This is a genomic window from Pseudomonas sp. KH_046_2, assembly GCF_057838985.1.
In genome coordinates this window covers 2,904,434-2,923,044 of sequence record NZ_CM174480.1, presented here as the reverse complement: position 1 = coordinate 2,923,044, position 18,611 = coordinate 2,904,434, and the positions used below count along the sequence as shown (strand labels likewise).

At 60.5% G+C, this 18,611-nt stretch carries 15 protein-coding genes and 1 pseudogene; 15 read left to right on the top strand and 1 reads right to left on the bottom strand.

The genetic code is table 11. The features are described from left to right. Positions 1-61 precede the first annotated feature (61 nt). Entirely contained in the window at positions 62-1,714 is a 1,653-nt protein-coding gene (locus AC3IX1_RS13180; RefSeq protein ID WP_489388533.1) for an arylsulfatase, read from the bottom strand. A gap of 373 nt (positions 1,715-2,087) precedes the next feature. Between AC3IX1_RS13180 and AC3IX1_RS13175 the strand changes: the two genes are divergently transcribed. The 15 genes and pseudogenes from AC3IX1_RS13175 to AC3IX1_RS13105 all read left to right on the top strand — a co-directional run bounded on the left by AC3IX1_RS13175 (position 2,088) and on the right by AC3IX1_RS13105 (position 18,610). Beyond that, positions 2,088-2,684, top strand: coding sequence for a paraquat-inducible protein A (locus AC3IX1_RS13175; protein WP_489388532.1), 597 nt, complete (start codon positions 2,088-2,090; stop codon positions 2,682-2,684). Continuing rightward, positions 2,681-3,337 carry a paraquat-inducible protein A gene (locus AC3IX1_RS13170; protein ID WP_489388531.1) on the top strand — a complete coding sequence of 219 codons (657 nt, stop codon included), beginning with the start codon at positions 2,681-2,683 and terminating at the stop codon, positions 3,335-3,337. Before AC3IX1_RS13175 ends, AC3IX1_RS13170 begins: the two co-directional genes overlap by 4 nt. Next, the gene (locus AC3IX1_RS13165; RefSeq protein ID WP_489388530.1) at positions 3,318-4,994 is read left to right on the top strand and encodes a PqiB family protein; all 1,677 of its coding nucleotides are present in this window, start codon (positions 3,318-3,320) and stop codon (positions 4,992-4,994) included. Before AC3IX1_RS13170 ends, AC3IX1_RS13165 begins: the two co-directional genes overlap by 20 nt. Positions 4,995-5,011: 17 nt before the next feature. Next, complete coding sequence (locus AC3IX1_RS13160) at positions 5,012-5,569, top strand: PqiC family protein (RefSeq protein ID WP_489388529.1); 558 nt, start codon at positions 5,012-5,014, stop codon at positions 5,567-5,569. A 356-nt stretch (positions 5,570-5,925) separates the two neighbouring features. Further along, positions 5,926-6,188 (top strand): annotated as a pseudogene (locus AC3IX1_RS13155) (lipid IV(A) 4-amino-4-deoxy-L-arabinosyltransferase); the annotation flags it as partial. A gap of 133 nt (positions 6,189-6,321) precedes the next feature. Continuing rightward, on the top strand, positions 6,322-7,566 hold the full coding sequence (locus AC3IX1_RS13150) for an MFS transporter (RefSeq protein WP_489388528.1): 1,245 nt from the start codon (positions 6,322-6,324) through the stop codon (positions 7,564-7,566). Between the two features lie 79 nt (positions 7,567-7,645). Next, complete coding sequence (locus AC3IX1_RS13145; protein WP_489388527.1) at positions 7,646-8,161, top strand: sigma-70 family RNA polymerase sigma factor; 516 nt, start codon at positions 7,646-7,648, stop codon at positions 8,159-8,161. Further along, positions 8,162-9,139: a FecR domain-containing protein gene (locus AC3IX1_RS13140; protein ID WP_489388526.1), complete on the top strand. Its 978-nt coding sequence runs from the start codon at positions 8,162-8,164 to the stop codon at positions 9,137-9,139. A 102-nt stretch (positions 9,140-9,241) separates the two neighbouring features. Beyond that, positions 9,242-11,674, top strand: a complete 2,433-nt coding sequence (locus AC3IX1_RS13135; protein ID WP_489388525.1) for a TonB-dependent siderophore receptor — start codon at positions 9,242-9,244, stop codon at positions 11,672-11,674. A gap of 65 nt (positions 11,675-11,739) precedes the next feature. Next, positions 11,740-12,921 carry an ABC transporter substrate-binding protein gene (locus AC3IX1_RS13130; protein ID WP_489388524.1) on the top strand — a complete coding sequence of 394 codons (1,182 nt, stop codon included), beginning with the start codon at positions 11,740-11,742 and terminating at the stop codon, positions 12,919-12,921. Beyond that, positions 12,918-13,979 (top strand): FecCD family ABC transporter permease, encoded by a 1,062-nt coding sequence (locus AC3IX1_RS13125; RefSeq protein ID WP_489388523.1) that lies wholly within the window; start codon positions 12,918-12,920, stop codon positions 13,977-13,979. Before AC3IX1_RS13130 ends, AC3IX1_RS13125 begins: the two co-directional genes overlap by 4 nt. Beyond that, positions 13,973-14,728: an ABC transporter ATP-binding protein gene (locus AC3IX1_RS13120; protein ID WP_489388522.1), complete on the top strand. Its 756-nt coding sequence runs from the start codon at positions 13,973-13,975 to the stop codon at positions 14,726-14,728. Before AC3IX1_RS13125 ends, AC3IX1_RS13120 begins: the two co-directional genes overlap by 7 nt. Positions 14,729-14,926: 198 nt before the next feature. Continuing rightward, the gene (locus AC3IX1_RS13115) at positions 14,927-15,940 is read left to right on the top strand and encodes an iron ABC transporter substrate-binding protein (protein WP_489388521.1); all 1,014 of its coding nucleotides are present in this window, start codon (positions 14,927-14,929) and stop codon (positions 15,938-15,940) included. A 4-nt stretch (positions 15,941-15,944) separates the two neighbouring features. Further along, positions 15,945-17,543, top strand: coding sequence for an ABC transporter permease (locus AC3IX1_RS13110; protein WP_489388520.1), 1,599 nt, complete (start codon positions 15,945-15,947; stop codon positions 17,541-17,543). Next, positions 17,540-18,610 (top strand): ABC transporter ATP-binding protein, encoded by a 1,071-nt coding sequence (locus AC3IX1_RS13105; RefSeq protein WP_489388519.1) that lies wholly within the window; start codon positions 17,540-17,542, stop codon positions 18,608-18,610. The genes AC3IX1_RS13110 and AC3IX1_RS13105 overlap by 4 nt, the downstream gene beginning before the upstream one ends. Position 18,611: the final 1 nt, after the last annotated feature.

The following is an 18,611-nucleotide window of genomic DNA, read 5'->3' as shown; positions in this document are numbered from 1 at the left end:
TTCAGGCGTCCCGGCAGGTCAGGCGGGGCTGCAGCGACCTTAAGTGGCCGCTGCGATACGCCTATTGAGGTATCGGAATTTTAATGCCTTCCTTCTGCAAATCCTCCCGAACCGACTGGAACTTCTGATACTTGGACAATTCGATCGGCCCGTCATAGGTCATGCTTTGCATCTTGCGTGGCGGATACTTGATGTAGGTCTGCATCAGCTTGTTGATCGCCTGACTGATCGGCACCATGGTCCAGGTACGCTCGGTGACGTTACTCATGAAGATGTCATAGCGCTCCTGTGGGTCTTGGTACAAATCGAAGACCTGAGGCACCGTCGCCACGTACTTGGTGGCGCCTTTCCAACCCAGGTTGGTGTCCACGGCCAAGCCACCGGTTTGGGCACCATCGTCGCCGCGCAGGTTGAACACGGCCTTGTAGTTGCCCACACGGGCCGCCCCCGGCGACAACTCGTTTTCGGTGAAGTAGAACCACTCTTTACGTGGGTCGGGGCCAGTGCCGGTAATCACCGGGGTCATGTCATAGCTGTCGAAAAAGATCGGCTGACCTTCACGATCCTTCTCCGGCAACTTGATGCCGGCCACCGAGGCGAAGGTCGCCATCAGATCGAGCCCGCCGAGAATGTCGTGGTTCTTGGCGTTCGGTTTGATTTTTCCGGGCCAGGCCATGATCGCAGGAACCCGGTTACCACCCTCGCGTACGGTGCCCTTGGTACCGCGAAATGGCGTGTAGCCGGCATCCGGGTAAACGTCCTGCCAGGCGCCGTTGTCGGTGGTGTAGACCACCAGCGTGTTCTTATCCAGGCCCAGCGCCTTGAGCTTGTCCATGATATGGCCGATGCGCGTATCCAGTTCGACTACCGAGTCGGCGTACTTGGACTTGGAGATCGACTTGTGAACGAACTCCGGTGCCGGCAGGTTCGGCTGGTGCACTTTCATGAAGTTGACGTTGATGAAGAAGGGCTTGTCGGATTTGGCGGCGGTGTCGAGGAATTCCAGTGCGGCCTTTTCCACATAGCCGTCGAAGTAGGGAATTCCGACTACACCGGGTTTGCCATCGATGACCGGCGTATCAACATACTGGCCGTTGATCTTGAACTCTTCGACGGCCTTCTCTCCGGCCTTGCCCGAGAGTGCGCCCTTGGTCACTTGGGCAAACATCGCCCGGGTTTCCGGGTCCATGTCGGGGAACCAGGTCGGGTCGGCGTAGGTGTAGGCATTGAGGTGATAGAGGCCGACGTACTTCATCACGTCATACCCCTGTGCATTGGGCATCGCATAGTCGGCTTCACCCAGGTGCCACTTGCCGGTGAAGTAGGTCTCGTAACCGCCGGTCTTGAGCACCGAGGCCAGCGTCCACTCGGCGGCTGGCAACCCGCCGCCCTGGCCCTGAAAGGCCACGGTGGTCATGCCGCTGCGATTGGGGATGCGCCCGGTCTGCATGGCGGCTCGCCCTGGCGTGCAACTCGGTTGTGCGTAGAACGAGTAAAAGGTTGTGCCTTCAGCGGCCAGTTGGTCGATACTGGGTGTCGGCATGCCTCGACCGACACCGCCACCGTACGGACCAAGATCGCCGTAGCCGGTATCGTCGGACACGATGAACAGGATATTGGGTTTTTCTGTTTGTGCTGCCTGGGCCATACCGTTAAGCGCTATCAGTAATGAACCTGCAATGTAGAACCTTGAGCGATGCGAGAGTCTTTTCATGGCGACCTTCCTTTATCGGGACGGATCCTTGTGGCCGGCTACTTGTTTTCAAATAATCCGTAACAGGAACCTGGTGTGTTACCCCCAAACCATGCCCTCTGGTTAGTTCCAAGCGTTCAACTGAGCAAACAATTGAATTCCTGTTGCTACTCAAGGCACCCGAATCAGCCTAGTACGGTTATTGTCAAAACGCGCATTGCAGGCAGAGGAATTCAAAGTCGTTCGTCGCATGTTTCCCCATGAAATACCTTGGGTCGAGTCATCCCCGGGCGGCGGATAGTGTTAAGGTTGCGACTTTCGATTTGCTCAATTGCAAGTCACCTCTATATTGAGGGGGTGCTCTGAACTTCCTGCCTTCTGTTGAGCTTGACCCATGGCAACTACTGATCAGCTGATCATCTGCGAGCACTGCGACAGCGTGTACCAAAAAGCAACGCTCGCCAAACACCAGAAAACCCTGTGTACGCGCTGCGGCGGCGTACTTCAGCGCTATAACGGCCTCACGGTGGAACAGCGTCTTGCATTGACCTTCACCGCGTTGATGCTCTGGATATTCGCCAACTTCTATCCGGTGATGAGCATCAACCTCAAAGGCGTGAAGAACAGCGCAACGCTCTGGGACTCGGTGCTGGCCCTGAGCCTGGGGCCTATCACCTTCATCGCCATGGTGGCGGCAATCGCCATGATCATCGCGCCGATTTTCCAGTTAATGCTGCTGATCTGGGTGCTGGGCTTCGCCCTCAGAGGGCGACGCTCGCCCGGATTCAAGTTCTGCATGCGCTGGCTGGAAACCCTGAGGCCCTGGAGCATGCTCGAGGTCTGCCTGCTGGGTGCCATGGTCGCGGTGATCAAGCTCGCCGGACTGCTTGATGTGCTGCCCGGCATCGGTCTGTTTGCCCTGGCTGCACTGAGCCTGATGATGATCCGCATTGCCGGGCGCGATATCCGCGAACTATGGGACCTTGTATGAGCACGCCTCCGTACGCCGACGAGCTCAACCTGTGCCTGTGCCACACCTGCGGCCTGGCCTGCGATATGACTTGCGAGCCCCACGAATGCGAGCGTTGCGGTGCGCCACTGCACCGGCGCAAAACCAATTCGTTGACCCGCACCTGGGCCTTCATGATTGCCGCCCTGGTGTTCTACATCCCCGCCAATTTGCTACCGGTGATGAACACCGAAATGGTCGGCAATGGCGCCGACAGCACGATCATGAGCGGCGTGCTGGAGTTCTGGGAGGCCGGGGCCTGGGACATCGCCCTGATCATTTTCATTGCCAGTATCGCCGTGCCTGGCATCAAGTTCGTCGCCATCACATTGCTGCTGGTCACCGTGCAACGCGACAGCGAGTGGGCACGCAAGGAGCGGTCAACGCTGTACCGTTTCGTCGAGGTCATCGGCTATTGGTCGATGCTCGATGTGATCGTGGTCGCCCTGGTGGCCTCGCTGGTCAAGTTCCAGGCCCTGGCCGATATCGAACCGCGCCCGGGCATTCTGTTTTTTGGTCTGGTGGTGGTATTTACCATGCTGTCGGCAATGAGTTTCGATCCACGCTTGATTTGGGATAAAGAACGGGAAAACCCACACAATGAGGAGGTCACGGATGAAGTCACAAGCCACTGACGGGCCGCAAGCCCCCGGGCTGGCGCCGATCAAGACCCGCCGTTTCAGCGTTTCGCTGGTCTGGATCGTGCCGATCGTCGCGGTGCTGGTGGGTATTTCGCTGGTGGTTCACAGCATTTTGCAGCAAGGCCCGACCATCGTTGTCACGTTCAAGACCGGGGACGGCCTGACCGCGAATAAAACCGAGGTCAAATACCGCAATGTCGTGATCGGCCATGTCTCCGATGTGGAGCTGAGCGGTGACCAGAAGAGCGTCAACGCCACCATCAAACTGGAAAAGCAGGCCGAAAGCTTTACCCGCGAAGATTCGCAGTTCTGGGTCGTGCGGCCGCGCATTGGCGCGGGCGGTGTGTCCGGTATCGATACGTTGCTGTCGGGCGATTACATCGGTGCCGATATCGGCCAGGCCAACGGCCGGGCAAAAAACTTCAAGGGCCTGGAAAACCCGCCACCCATCACCTATGGCGAGCCGGGCAAGCGTTTCACCCTGTTCACCCAGGACCTGGGGTCGCTGGATATCGGCTCTCCCGTCTACTACCGCAAGATCCCCGTGGGCCAGGTGGTGGCCTACGCACTGGACCCGGATGGCAAGGGCGTGAACATAGAGCTGTTCATCCATGCCCCCCATGACAAGTACGTCACCGAAAATACCCGTTTCTGGAACGCCAGCGGCATTGACGTGAACGTGGGCGCCAACGGTTTTGCAGTCAAGACCGAGTCGTTGTCTTCCTTGCTGGTGGGCGGCATTGCCTTCCGTGCGCCCGACTACAGCCCCGGCGATAAACCTGCTGCCGCAGAGTACGCCTACGAACTGTTCGAGGACCAACAAACCGCCCTCGCTCCGCCAAACGGCAAGCCGCAGTACCTGGCCATGCGATTCGACCAGGCCCTGCGCGGGCTCAAGGTTGATGCTCCAGTGGAATTCCTCGGAGTGGAAATTGGCAAGGTGGTGGCGGTCAATCTGGATTACGACGAGAAAAAACGTTCCTTTCCAATCAACGTCGGTATCGTGATCTACCCGCAGCGCCTGGGCCAGGCCCACATCAAAATGCTCAAGGCGCTCGATCATGACCCTAATAACGAAGCCGCTGGCGTACGCTTGATCGGCACCTTTATCGACAACGGCCTGCGTGCCCAGGCCCGCACCGGCAACTTCCTGACCGGCCAGTTGTACATCTCTCTGGACTTCTACCCCAAGGCCGACAAAGTCGCTTTCGATGCAAACGCACGCCCGGTCATGATCCCGACCATTGCGGGCAGCCTCGAGCAATTGCAGGAAAAACTCGAAGCCATGGTCGACAAGATCAACAAACTGCCGATCGAACGTATTGCCGGCAATCTCGACGGCAACCTCGTCGAACTGCGCAAAGGCATGATGCAATTCAACGGCAAGATCCTGCCTGGCGTGCAAACCACCCTGGCGGACGTCAGCAAAACGCTGGAAACGGCCAATTCGACCCTGCAATCCGCCAGTTCGACCTTGGCCGATGACTCGCCGCAACGGGAAAAACTGGGGCAGACCCTGGATGAACTGGGACGCACGTCGAGATCCTTGCGTGATCTTTCGGATTACCTGGGACGGCATCCGGAATCGCTGCTTCGCGGCCGTCCGAACAATGCCGCCCCCATGGATCTGCAAGGGCCACCGCGCAATTGAACACAGGAGCATCACCCATGGCTTTTCCGCTGAAGTTCACTCTGGTCACCGCATTGTTGCTGCTCGCCGCTTGCCGCAGTGACCCGATTCACTTCCACACCCTGACCCCGGCTCAGGTGGGCGATCACTCAAGGACCACCGTCGGGGTGATTCAGATCGAGATGATCAGCGTGCCACCCCAGGTCGATCGCGCGCAGATCGTCATTCGCGAGGGCAACAGTGGCCTGGCGATCCTGGAAACCCAATGGTGGGGCGCGACCCTCGTGGACGAATTGAGCAGTGCGCTGGCCGATCAGCTGAGCAACAGTCCCGCACAAGGCAAATACTCGGTGCGGGTCGATGTGCAGCGTTTTGACTCGGTCCCCGGTCAATACGCGTTGATGGACGTGAAATGGCGCCTGCGCGGTGTCGACGAAGGCGACACGGCACGGGTGGTTTGCCGCAGCACCTTGCAAACGCCGTCAGGTGCGACCATTGACGACCTGGTACTGGCCCAGCAAAACAACGTCAAACGCCTGGCTGCGCTGATCAGCCAGGCTGCCACCAGACCACAGGCGAACTGCCCTTCGCCTTGAACGACTTTTTCCCGCCTCCCGGATCAACGGCGACAAGTTCGCCGTTGATCCCGTTCCATACGTTCTCTCTGTTTTCCGCTGTCATTCCAGGCAATAGCAAAAGACAACAATTTCCAGTAGTTGACTAATTACCCGCCGCAATCCCCCCTGCAATTTTTTCACATCCCGTTCACCGTCCCCACCCCTGCGCTGATTTAACCTGAGCGGCAATCAATTCGCTGAACTTAGTCTCGACGGAAACTTATTGTGCTGTTACAGGCTTTGTTTAGCAGCACTTACCTGGTGCTCCAACATTGGCGTTGTTACTGACGTTCGTTGTGTTCTACTTGCTGCCGCTGATGAGCCACGGCCTGTGAATTCGTTTCAACGGTTGGCTCAACGTCCTCATTGCCACGACGGCCATGGTTGCTTTGCTTTACCTGCAATTGAGCAAAGAGACTTTCGAGAATACCGAGATGTTCAGCCTGTCCCTGGCGTTCATCGTGCTGCTGGGCTGGATCATCGCCAACGCCCTGCAAATCCTGCGGCCATTGACGTTATGGGCGATGCCGCCCTCGGCATCTGGCTATTGGTGGCACTGATGCCCGCCGCCATGCCGGGCCTGATCGCCGAGACGAAAAAAACCGAGTGGCCCGGCCTCTCGATTTTTTCATTTGTGCCAGCGATCTTCGCCAGTGGGGTGTTCAGCACAGCGACAAGGCCGGTACTCTTCGCGCCATCCATCGATAGCGTTTAACCACCGAGAGCCGTCAATGCCCGTTGCAGGTACGTTCCAGGGATCGAGCGTCAGAATCCTGATTTTTCTCTTGTTCACGATCCAGCTTGTCTCCATGGGCGCAATGGAAATGAGCGGCCCGTTCTGGCCCCTGTACCTGCGAGGGCTGACAAACTCCGAAGCGCTGTTCAGCTTCGCCAGCATCGCCGTTTACATCGGCCCCATGCTGGGCATCATGCTCACCAGCGCGTTCTGGGGTCGCATCGGTGACCGCCATGGGCACAAGCTGATGATGATCCGCGCCCTGGCCGGTTTGTCCCTGACGCAGCTTGGCCTGGCCCTGTGCAGCGATATCTGGGTCATCCTGCTGTTGCGCTTTTTGCAGGGTGCGTTCGCCGGCTACATTGCCCCGGCCCAGGCCTATGGGGTGAGCATCGAAGCGCCGGCGCGACGAGCGCGATTGTTCGCCATTCTGCAGATTTCGACCAATGTCGGCTCTTTGCTCGGTGCGGTGGTCGGCGGTCTGATCCTCGATTACGCGACGTTTTTCTGGATCAATATCATCGCCTCGGCGCTATGCGCGGTATGCACCGTCGTGGCCGCGATAACCCTGCCGAACGTGCCGCCCGCACCGAAAGCGCCCGTGGCGGATGCAACAGCGCAGTCCAATCGGTCAGGCATTCTCTGGCGACATTCGCCGCTGCTGCCGCTGTTGGGCGTCATGGGCATCCTGTTGTTGGCGCGAATGCTCCCGCAAACCTCGTTCTCGCTGTATGTCAGCTCGGTTTTCCAGGTCAGCCATTCGCTGGTGGGCCTGTGCTACGGCTTGCTGGCGCTGGGTTTCATCCTGTCGGCAAGCCCATGGGCGCGGTATTTCGAAAACAGGAACCGGCAGCAGACACTACACCGCCTCACCTACATCATCCTCGGCTGCGCCGGCCTGAGCGCCGTTGCCGCCATCACCCGCCAACCGCTTGTGTTCGTCAGCGCCTATTTCATCTGGGGCGTACTGCTGGGGGCGACGACCCCGGTGCTGATGGCGCAGATTTCAAAAGCGGTTGGCAACGCTCAACAAGGTTATGTAATGGGGGTTGCGCAAAGCGCCTTGCAACTGGCGTCCATCGCCGGCATCTCGGTCGGCGGTCTGCTCAGCCAGGCGTATGGCCTGCAGTACACCTACCTGTTCGTTTGCGCCGCCTATCTGCTGGCGTTGATTCCCGTCATCGCCCTGCGCACGCGAGGCACGGCCGTGCCATCGGGTGAAACCGCGACAGGCGACTGACCGGACAGGATCGTGCTTGCGTCAGAGGCAGGCTGTCCATTAGCATTGGGAATACTTCTCAATTACAAAAAAGTCATCCATGAGCGACGCCCTCACCTTACCCCACAACAACCACCTGGCCGTGATCGAGGCGCTGTACAGCGGCCATCACGGCTGGCTGTACGCCACGTTACGGAAAAAACTGGGCAACGCCATGGATGCGGCGGATCTGACGCAGGACACCTTCACCCGCATTCTGGCTTCGCGGGTTTCGGTCATTGAACAACCTCGGGCGTACCTGAGTTGCGTGGCCAAGGGCATTCTCGTCAATTGGTATCAGCGCAAGGCACTGGAACGCGCTTACCTCGACGCCCTGGCGTTGCTGCCGGCCCCGCAAGTGCCATCCCCCGAACTGCGCTTCATCGTGCTGGAAACCCTGCATGAAATCGACGCCATGCTCGATGCCTTGCCGCCGCTGGTCAAACGGGCATTCCTGCTGTCGCAGATCAGCGGCCTGAAGTACGACGATATCGCCGAACAGCTCGGTGTATCGCTGATCACCGTCAAACGCTACATGAAGCAAGCCTTCGTGCAGTGCCTGTTGCTGGTGGAATGAATGTCGACTTTGCGCAGTGATATCCAGCTCGATCGACAGGCCCTCGAAGAGGCCGCTGAATGGCTGATCCGCCTGGGCGAAGGCGAACTCGACGAAACCGAACGCGCCGAATGGGAACGCTGGCAGGTCAGCACACCTGAGCGCCATCGTGCCTGGGCCCGCGCCCGGTTGCTGCAAACCAAGCTTGGCGGGGTGCCGCCGTCGCTGGCGATGTCGGCACTGGACCGCCCGAGCAATCCGGCACGCCGGGGGGCGCTGGGCAAACTGGCAATGATTCTGGCGGCGTTGCCCGTGGGTTGGGGCAGCTGGAAGCTGGTGGAGTCGCAACAGTGGACCGCCGACCACCGCACCGCCATCGGCCAGCAACGCCAATTGACCCTGGCCGACGGGTCGCAGATCACCCTGAACACCGACACCGCCATTGATGTGCTGATTGATGCCAACCAACGATTGATCCGTTTGCGCGAAGGCGAAATCCTGGTGCAGACCGCAACCGACAGCCTGCCCCAGGCGCGGCCATTTCTGGTGAGCACCCGGCAGGGGCTGATGCAGGCCCTGGGCACCCGCTTCACCGTACGAGAACTGTCGACCCGCACCCAACTCGCGGTCCTTGAGGGAGCGGTCAAGGTCCGGTTGTCCGACGCCAGTCGTGCAGCGCCCTTGATCGTCAATGCCGGAGAACGTACCGACTTTTCGTCGCGCAGCTTTGGCCAGCTCAGTCACGTCGACCGCTCCGTCAGCGCCTGGACCCAGGGCATGTTGATGGCCGACAACCTGCGGCTGGCAGATTTCGTGGTCGAACTGGCGCGTTATCGCAGCGGCATCGTGCGCTGCCACCCGGCGATTGCCGATCTGCGGATCTCCGGTGCCTTTCCCATCCGTGAGACCCAACGCACCCTGAACATGCTGGTGCAGACCTACCCGGTCATCGCCACCGGCCATCTAAGCGGTTATTGGGTGACGCTCTACCCCGCCTGATCCCGTGCAAAAGAATATTTGCTGCGCGGGTGATACTTTTTTTGATCTCGGCTGGCAAGGAAAGGAAGAACTTCTCAACCTCGTCGATAGGGTCATCACTCCATGTTCGTTGCACGACCTCTGCGTTCGGATCGCTCACTCAAACTGGCGATCCGCAGCGCACTGCTAAGCCTTGCCCTGACCGGTGCCGCCAGCCTGTACACCCAAGCCGCCGAGCCGGCGCAACTGGATGCCACCGCCACCCGTACCTACAACATTGCCCCTGGCCCGCTCGGTACGACCCTGTCGAAATTTGCCGTGGAAGCCGGCATTGCGTTGTCGTTCCAGCCATCGCTGACCGATGGCCTGAGCAGCCTGGGCCTGTCCGGCACCTATTCGACCCAGGAAGCCATCAGCGTGCTGCTGGCGGACAGCGATCTGCAAATCGTTGCGCGCGGCGACGGCAGCTACACCCTGGCGCGCCGCCCGGCCGACAGTGCGGGCACCCTGACGCTGGGCGCCACCACAGTCAACGGCACCGATGGGCGCACTGACGGCTTGCCAGCGGTGTACCCGGGCGGACAGGTCGCCCGAGGTGGCCGGCTCGGCATGCTGGGTAACACCGATGTGATGGACGCCCCCTTCAGCGTCAGCAACTACACCTCGGCCCTGATGAAGGATCAACAAGCCGTGACCGTGGCCGACGTACTGGAGCGCGATTCTTCCGTGCGCTCCACCGGCCAGACCGGCGGCGTGGTCGACTCGTTCTTCATCCGTGGCTTCCCGGTGGGTGAAGGCAACCTCGGCGAACTGGCCTTCGACGGTGTCTACGGTGTCGCGCCTAACTATCGGGTGTTTACCGAATACGCCGAGCGCATTGAAGTGATCAAGGGCCCTGGCGCGCTGCTCTACGGCATGTCGCCCAACAGCGGCATCGGCGGCGTGATCAACGTGGTGCCGAAGCGCTCGCTGGAGGAGGACCTGACCCGCTTCACCGCCAGCTACGCCATGAACTCCCAGGTCGGTGGGCATATCGATGTCAGCCGCCGCTTCGGCGAAGGCCGTGAGTTCGGCGTGCGCATCAACGGCAGCACGGCAACCGGCGACACCGCCATCGACGAACAATCCCGGGACGTCGACATCGGCGCCATCTCCCTGGATTACCAGGGTGAACGCCTGCGCACCTCCCTGGACCTGATCAGCCAGAAAGAAGAGTTTGACGCCCCTTCTCGGCCCTTCCTGATTGCCAAGGGCGTCGACATTCCTTCTGCCGCCAACGGCCGCACCAACGTGACACAGGAATGGGGCTGGTCCGAAACCCGCGACAAGTCGGCACTGCTTAGCGGCGAGTACGACCTGAACGACGCACTGACCGTGTTCGCCCATGCCGGCGGCGGTAAATCCGATGTGTCGCGGATGTCCGACCAGACCCCGACCATCCTCAACAGCGCCGGCGACACGTCCTCGATTCCCGGTTACTACAAGTTCGAAGTCGAGCGCTACACCGTCGACGCCGGCGCCCGGCTGCGCTTCGACACCGGCCCGATCAGCCACAGCACCACCCTGCAAGTCACCCGTTACCGCGATGAATTGTCCCGCGGCATCATTTCCGGACCACCTGTGCTGTCCAACATCTACCACCCGATCGATCGTCCAAAGCCGAACATCGCAACGCCTGCCACACCCAAAGTGTCAGAGACCGAGCTGTCCGGCGTGGCACTGGCCGATACCCTTTCGGTACTGGACGAGCGCGTGCAGGTCACCCTCGGTCTGCGCAACCAGAACATCAAGTCCGACAACTACAACACGGCCGGTTTCGTCACCACGTCCTACGACGAAAGCGAAACCACGCCGATGTTCGGGGTGGTGGTCAAACCCTGGGACCATGTTTCGTTCTACTACAACTACATCGAGGGTCTGAGCAAAGGCGATATCGCGCCGGCCACCGCCTCGAACTCGGGAGAGATCTTCGCGCCGTACATCTCCCGGCAACAGGAAGTCGGGGTCAAGGTCGACTACGGCACCTTCACCTCGACCCTCAGCCTGTTCCAGATCAAGAAGCCGAGCGGCGAACTGGCCAACGGCGTGTTCTCGGTGCAAGGCGAGCAACGCAACCGTGGCGTGGAGTTGAATGTGTTTGGCGAAATTGCCCAGGGCACTCGCCTGCTCGGTGGCGTCACGCTGCTGGACGCCGAGCTGACCGACTCCGGCACGCCCGCCAACCGTGGCAACAAACCGGTGGGGGTGCCTGACGTCCAGGCCAACCTCTGGGCTGAATGGGACACCCCCTGGGTCGAAGGCCTGACGCTCACCAGTGGCGCGATCTACACCGGCAGCCAGTACGTCAACCAGGCCAATACCCAGGAGCTTGACGCGTGGACCCGTTTCGATGCCGGCGCCCGCTACACCACGCGTATCGCCGAGCGACCGACCACATTCCGGGCGACAGTGCAGAACGTGTTCGACCGTGAATACTGGTCCGGCGTGGCCTCTTACGGTGCGTTCTCCCAGGGCGCGCCACGCACCCTGCTCATGTCGGCCACCGTCGATTTCTGAAACGCCCGGCCCCGGACAGCGACCTGAGCCGTTGTCCGGGCTGGCCTTTGGTAAAGGTTTCAACCATGGCATCTGTACATCGACGCAGCCTCGCTGCGTTTTTGCTTGTCGGGCTTTTCATCATGACGGCGCTTGCCCTGACACCGCGTGCTGCGAATGCACTCGATCAAGACCCTGCCGCCGTGACTGTGACAGATCTGCTGGGTCGCAAGGTCAAGGTTCACGTGCCGGTCAGGCGGGTCATACTCGGCGAAGGTCGTCAGTTGTACCTGGTGGCCGCGCTGGACACACAAAACCCCATCCAGCGCATCGTCGGCTGGCGCAAGGATCTGATCCAGTCCGATCCGGATACATACGGCGCTTATCTGCGCAAATTTCCGGACATCGCGAACATCCCGACCTTCGGCGGCTTTGAAGACGGCACGTTCGACATCGAGCAGGCCATCTCCCAGCAACCCGATGTGATCATCCTCAACATCGAGGCGCAGCACGCCACTGAAGACGCTCGGTACATCGAGAAACTCGATGCGCTGGGCATCCCGGTGGTCTATGTCGACTTTCGCAATAACCCGATGCAAAACACCGAGCCGACCATGCGTCTGTTCGGCCAGCTGTTTGGCAAGGAAGATCGCGCCGAGGCGTTCATCGATTTTCGCAACCAGCAGATCCGCCGGGTCACCTCGCTCATCGAGGCCCGCCGGCCAACGCGACCAAACGTCTTCATAGAGCGCATCGGCGGTTACACCGACGATTGCTGCCTGAGTTTCGGCGACGAAAATTTCGGCCGTTTCGTCGAAATGGCCGGCGGCAACAACATCGCCAAAGGCATCATCCCCACGACCTTCGGTCAGTTGAACGCCGAACAGGTGGTGGTGGCCAACCCGGACCAGGTGGTGGTCACCAGCGCCAACTGGCAGGCCTTTGCGCCGGGCGGACACTGGGTGGGGGTCGGGCCTGGCGCCGATCTGCAGCAGGCACGGGACAAACTGGCGTGGTACACCCGGCGCCCGGCCTATGCCGGTATCAAAGCGCAGGACGACCAGGGGTTTCACGCCATCTGGCACCAGTTCTACAACAGTCCTTACCAATTCGTGGCCATTCAGCAACTGGCCAAGTGGTTTCATCCGCAACTGTTTGCCGACCTCGACCCCGATGCCTCGTTTCGCGAACTGCATGAGCGGTTCCTGCCGGTCCCCTACGAACCGGGCTATTTCGTCAGTCTGAAGAACCCGGAGGTCATGCCATGAGCTCGCTCGGCGAAGCCCCTGTGGTGCAGCGCGACGTCTATCGGCATCTGGTGTTGCGCAAACGCTTGATCCTCGTGGCGCTGGCTGTTTTGCTGCTGCTCAGCGTGTTGCTGGACCTGGCGCTGGGACCGGCGAGTTACAGTCTGAGTGAAGTGCTCGGCGCACTGCTTTCGCCGGACAGCGCGCCGGCACAAGTGCGCGTGGTGATGTGGGACATTCGCCTGCCGGTGGCATTGATGGCGGTGGCGGTCGGCGCCGCGTTGTCCCTGGCCGGCGCCCAGATGCAGACCATCCTCAACAACCCCCTCGCCAGCCCTTTTACCCTGGGCATTTCCGCTGCGGCCAGCTTTGGCGCGGCCATGGGCCTGGCCTTCGGTGTGGCGCTGTTTCCCCTGGCGGCGCAATACATGGTCCCGGTCAATGCGTTCATCATGGCGATGCTGTCAGCGCTGCTGATCCACTTCCTCAGCATGCGCCGCGGCGTCACCGCCGAAACCATCGTATTGCTGGGGATTGCGCTGGTGTTCACCTTCAATGCACTGCTGGCGCTGGTGCAGTTTTTTGCCACCGAACAAGCCGTGGCGGCCGTGGTGTTCTGGACCATGGGCAGCCTGACCAAGGCCACCTGGCCCAAACTCGGCATCATTTGCCTGGTGATCCTGATCACCCTGCCGGTCTTCGCCCGGCGTGCCTGGGCGCTGACTGCCCTGCGCCTGGGCGATGACAAGGCCGCGAGTTTCGGCATCAACGTGCGCAGCCTGCGCTTCCAGACGTTGATCATGGTCAGCCTGCTGGCGTCGTTTCCGGTGGCGTTTGTCGGCACCATCGGTTTTATCGGGCTGGTCGGCCCGCATATCGCACGGATGCTGATCGGCGAAGATCAACGCTTCTTTCTGCCCGCATCGCTGTTGACCGGGGCGCTGATCCTGTCCGCCAGTTCGGTGGTCAGTAAAACCCTGATTCCGGGTGCGATCTTTCCGATCGGGGTGGTCACTTCGCTGATCGGCGTGCCGTTCTTCATTTCTCTGATTCTGGGCGGGAAGAAAAACTCATGGTGAAGATACAACTTGAGAACCTCGGCGCCCGCTACGGTCAGCGCGAGATCATTTCCGGCGTCACCACCTCGAGCTTCATCGGCGGCCAGGTGGTCGCCGTGGTCGGACCGAATGCCGCCGGAAAATCCACCCTGTTCAAACGCATGGCCGGGTTGATCGACGGGCCAGGCCGGGTCAATTTGCAAGATTCAAAAAAAGGCCTGCAAGGCATCAGCTACATGCCTCAGGGCCTGAATGCCAGCGCCCGTCTGACAGTCTACGAATCGGTTCTGCTGGCGCGCAAGCAATTGACCCCCGGCTGGACCGTCGACGACGACGAGTTGAAACGGGTGGACCAGATCCTCGGCGCACTAGCCATCACTGAGCTATCATTTCGCAACCTCGGTGAACTCAGCGGAGGCCAGCAGCAACTGGTCTCGATTGCGCAAACCCTGGTTCGGGAACCGGAAGTGCTGCTGATGGATGAACCCACCAGCGCCCTGGACATGCACCGTCAGGTGCAGGTGCTGAACTTCATGCGCGAGCTGGCGCGAAAGCGCGAGGTGATCGTGTTCATCGCCATCCATGACCTGAATCAGGCGCTGCGCTTTGCCGATCAGGTATTGGTGATCGCCGAAGGCACGACAAAAGGCAGTGGCCCCAGCGAAGAAGTGATCACCGGGCAGATGCTGCGAGACGTCTACAAGGTCGACGCCCGGATCGAAAAATGCAGCCGGGGACAGCGCCATATTCTGATCGACGGCATCGTTTGATCGACGAGTCGAACCACAGTGGATACAGTGCTGCTAATCTGAATGAAAATTACATGTATTAACGTTTTTTTGACGTTATTTTCTCATTTGGATCTCTACATTTCCCGCACTTCAAAAACATGCAAATGATTCGCATTGGTTAACTGGCGTTTGAATGCGCATGACTTTCAAAAAAATGCACCAGGAGCAGCCCGCAGAATGATTCCCAAAATCCCTTCGTTCTTGAAAAAAGCCCTGCTGGCCACCGCTTTGCTGAGCGCTGGCCAGGCCTATGCCGCTGACTCCGTCGGCATCGTGGTGTACAACGCGCAACACGCAAGCCTGACCAAGGCCTGGGTCGAGGGCTTTACCCAGGAAACCGGTATTCCCGTCACCTTGCGCAACGGCGATGACACCGAGATGGGCAACCAGATCGTGCAGGAAGGTGCGGCTTCTCCGGCGGACGTATTCCTGACCGAAAACTCCCCGGCCATGGTCCTGGTCGATAATGCCGGGCTGTTTGCGCCTATCGATAAGGCCACGCTGGAGCAGGTTGACTCCGCCTACCGTCCGGCCCACGGCAAATGGGTGGGGATTGCCGCGCGCTCCACGGTGTTCGTCTACAACCCGAGTAAACTGCCGGAAGCTGACCTGCCGAAATCGATCATGGACCTGGCTTCGCCGAGCTGGAAGGGTCGCTGGGGTGCATCGCCAGGCGGTGCCGACTTCCAGGCCATCGTCGCGGCCATCCTGCAACAAAAGGGTGAAGCCGCCACGCTGGAGTGGCTCAAGGGGATGAAAACCAACTATGCCAACTACCGCGGCAACAGCTCGGTACTCAAGGCGGTGAATGCCGGGCAGATCGACAGCGGCGTGATCTACCACTATTACAGCCTGGTGGATCAGTCCAAGACGGGCGAAAACAGCAAGAACACTACCCTGCACTATTTCAAGCACAAAGACCCTGGCGCTTTTGTTAGCATCTCCGGCGGCGGCGTCCTCGCTTCCAGCAAACACCAGGAACAAGCTCAGGCGTTTCTCAAATACATTACCGGCAAGGATGGCCAGGCTGTCCTGAAAAACGGCAAATCGTTTGAATACGCCGTGGGCAAAGGCGCTGCATCCAACCCTAAACTGGTGCCTCTGAATCAACTCGATGCGCCGACTGTCGATGCTTCGAAACTCGATAGTAAAAAAGCCGTGGAGCTGATGACACAGGCCGGACTGCTCTAAATTGATGCCAGAAACCCTGCCTGCGGGGGTCGCTGAGGCGACACCCGCACATTTGCGTCGACGATCCCGTGGAGTCTTTGCGGGACGTGGCGGTGTATGGGTGATCGGTTTGTCGGTGCTGGTTTCATTACTGGCACTGCTACCGATCGCTTACGTTATCGGCGTGTCCCTGCAGACCGGCTGGTCAACCGTTGTGGCTCTGGTGTTCCGCCCTCGTGTCGGTGAACTGCTGGTCAATACCGTGTTGCTGGTGCTGCTGACGATTCCCTTGTGCGTCGCGCTGGGGGTGACGCTGGCGTGGCTCACGGAACGCACGAATCTGCCGGGGCGGCGCTGGTGGTCGTTGCTGGCCACCGCGCCGCTGGCGGTGCCGGCGTTCGTTCACAGCTACGCCTGGGTCAGCCTGGTGCCACCGATTCACGGCTTGTTTGCCGGTGTCCTGGTCTCGGTCATCGCCTACTTCCCGTTCCTGTATTTGCCGGTAGCGGCCACCTTGCGCCGGCTCGATCCGGCCATCGAAGACGTCGCCGAGTCCATGGGGCTCAAACCCTGGAAAGTGTTTTTCCGCGTGGTGTTGCCGCAATTGCGCCTGGCGATCTGCGGCGGCGCCTTGCTGGTCGGCCTGCACCTGCTGGCCGAATATGGCCTGTACGCCATGATCCGCTTCGACACCTTTACCACCGCGATCTTCGATCAGTTCAAATCGACCTTCAACGGTGCGGCTGCGCACATGCTGGCCAGTGTGCTGGCGCTGTGTTGCCTGGCGATGTTGACGGCCGAATCCGCCGCCCGGGGTTCCGCGCGTTACGCTCGTGTCGGTTCGGGAAGCGCCCGGGAGCAACGGGTCGTGTACCTGAAACCGGTCTCCACCCTGCTCTCGCTGACGCTGCAAATCGTGACCTGCGCCCTGGCCCTGGGCGTGCCCTTGATCACTCTGGGTAAATGGCTCATCGCCGGTGGCGTGGAAGTCTGGGACATGGCCGAATTGTTGCCCGCCCTGGAGCAAACCCTGCTGCTCGGCATCGCGGGCGCGGCGCTGACCACCTGCGCGGCGATCCCGATTGCCTGGCTGTCGATCCGCTACCCCGGTCGAATGCAACGGGTGCTGGAAAGCTGCAACTACATCACCAGTTCCTTGCCCGGCATTATCGTTGCCCTGGCGCTGGTGACCGTCACGATCCATTTTGCCCGGCCGATCTACCAGACCACCTTCACCGTGCTGCTGGCGTACCTGTTGATGTTCTTGCCCCGTGCCCTGGTGAGCCTGCGCGCAGGCATTGCCCAGGCCCCGGTGGAACTGGAAAACATCGCCCGCAGCCTTGGCCGCTCGCCGGCCCGGGCACTGTGGCTGATCACCTTGCGCCTGGCTGCCCCGGGGGCGGCCGCCGGCGCGGCGCTGGTGTTCCTGGCGATCACCAACGAATTGACCGCCACCCTGCTGCTGGCCCCTAACGGCACGCGCACCCTGGCGACCGGGTTCTGGGCCTTGACCAGCGAAATCGATTACGCAGCCGCAGCGCCCTACGCCTTATTGATGGTTGTGCTGTCGCTTCCGTTGACCGGACTTCTTTATCACCAATCGAAAAAAACGGCTGGCCGATGAACACACTTGAATTGAATGCCCTCTACAAGTCTTATGGCGCCCATTGCGCCCTGGACAACGTCAGCCTGTCGGTGCCCAGCGGCAGTCGCACGGTCATCGTCGGCCCTTCCGGCTCGGGCAAGACCACGTTGCTGCGGATGATTGCCGGCTTCGAGTTCCCCGATTCCGGACGCCTGTCGCTCAATGGCCAGACGCTGGTCGACGGCACCCACGAAGTACCGGCCCATCAGCGCCTGATCGGCTATGTGCCACAGGACGGCGCACTGTTCCCGCACATGACCGTGGCCGCAAACATCGGATTCGGCTTGTCCATCAAGGGCACTGAAAAACAGCAGCGCGTCGCCGAACTGATGGACAGCGTGGCGCTGGACGCAAAGATGGCCCAGCGCTGGCCTCACGAATTGTCCGGCGGTCAGCAACAGCGTGTGGCCCTGGCCCGGGCCCTGGCGCAACAGCCACGGCTGATGCTGCTGGACGAACCGTTCTCGGCGCTCGACACCGGATTGCGCGCCGCCATGCGCAAGATGGTTGCGCGGCTGCTGGAGGACGCGGGTGTCACCACCATCCTGGTCACCCACGACCAGAGTGAAGCCCTGTCCTTCGCCGACCAGTTGGCGGTGATGCGTCATGGCCGACTGGTGCAGTCGGGGCATCCGCTGGACCTTTACCGCTACCCCGAAGACGAGCAGACCGCACTGTTTCTGGGGGATGCCGTGGTCATGCCTGCCCGCATCGAGGCCGGTTGGGCCCATTGCGACCTGGGGCGGATCCCGGTCAACAACCACCGCAACAACAGTTCGGCGCAGATCATGCTGCGCCCCGAACAACTGCAACTGGCCAGCATCCTGCCCAGCGACCCGGAGGCCAGCGGCTGCCGGGCCGTGGTCACCGATCGGGATTTCAGCGGCAACACCTGCACGCTGACGGTGGAGCTCCAGCCTTTGACCCGCAACGAGCAGTCGGGTCGATCACTGCTGGTGCGCAGTTCAGGCATGTATGCGCCACCGGCCGGCAGCGCGGTTCAGGTCTCGACCATTGGCCATGCCCATGTACTGAGCGAGATGTGAT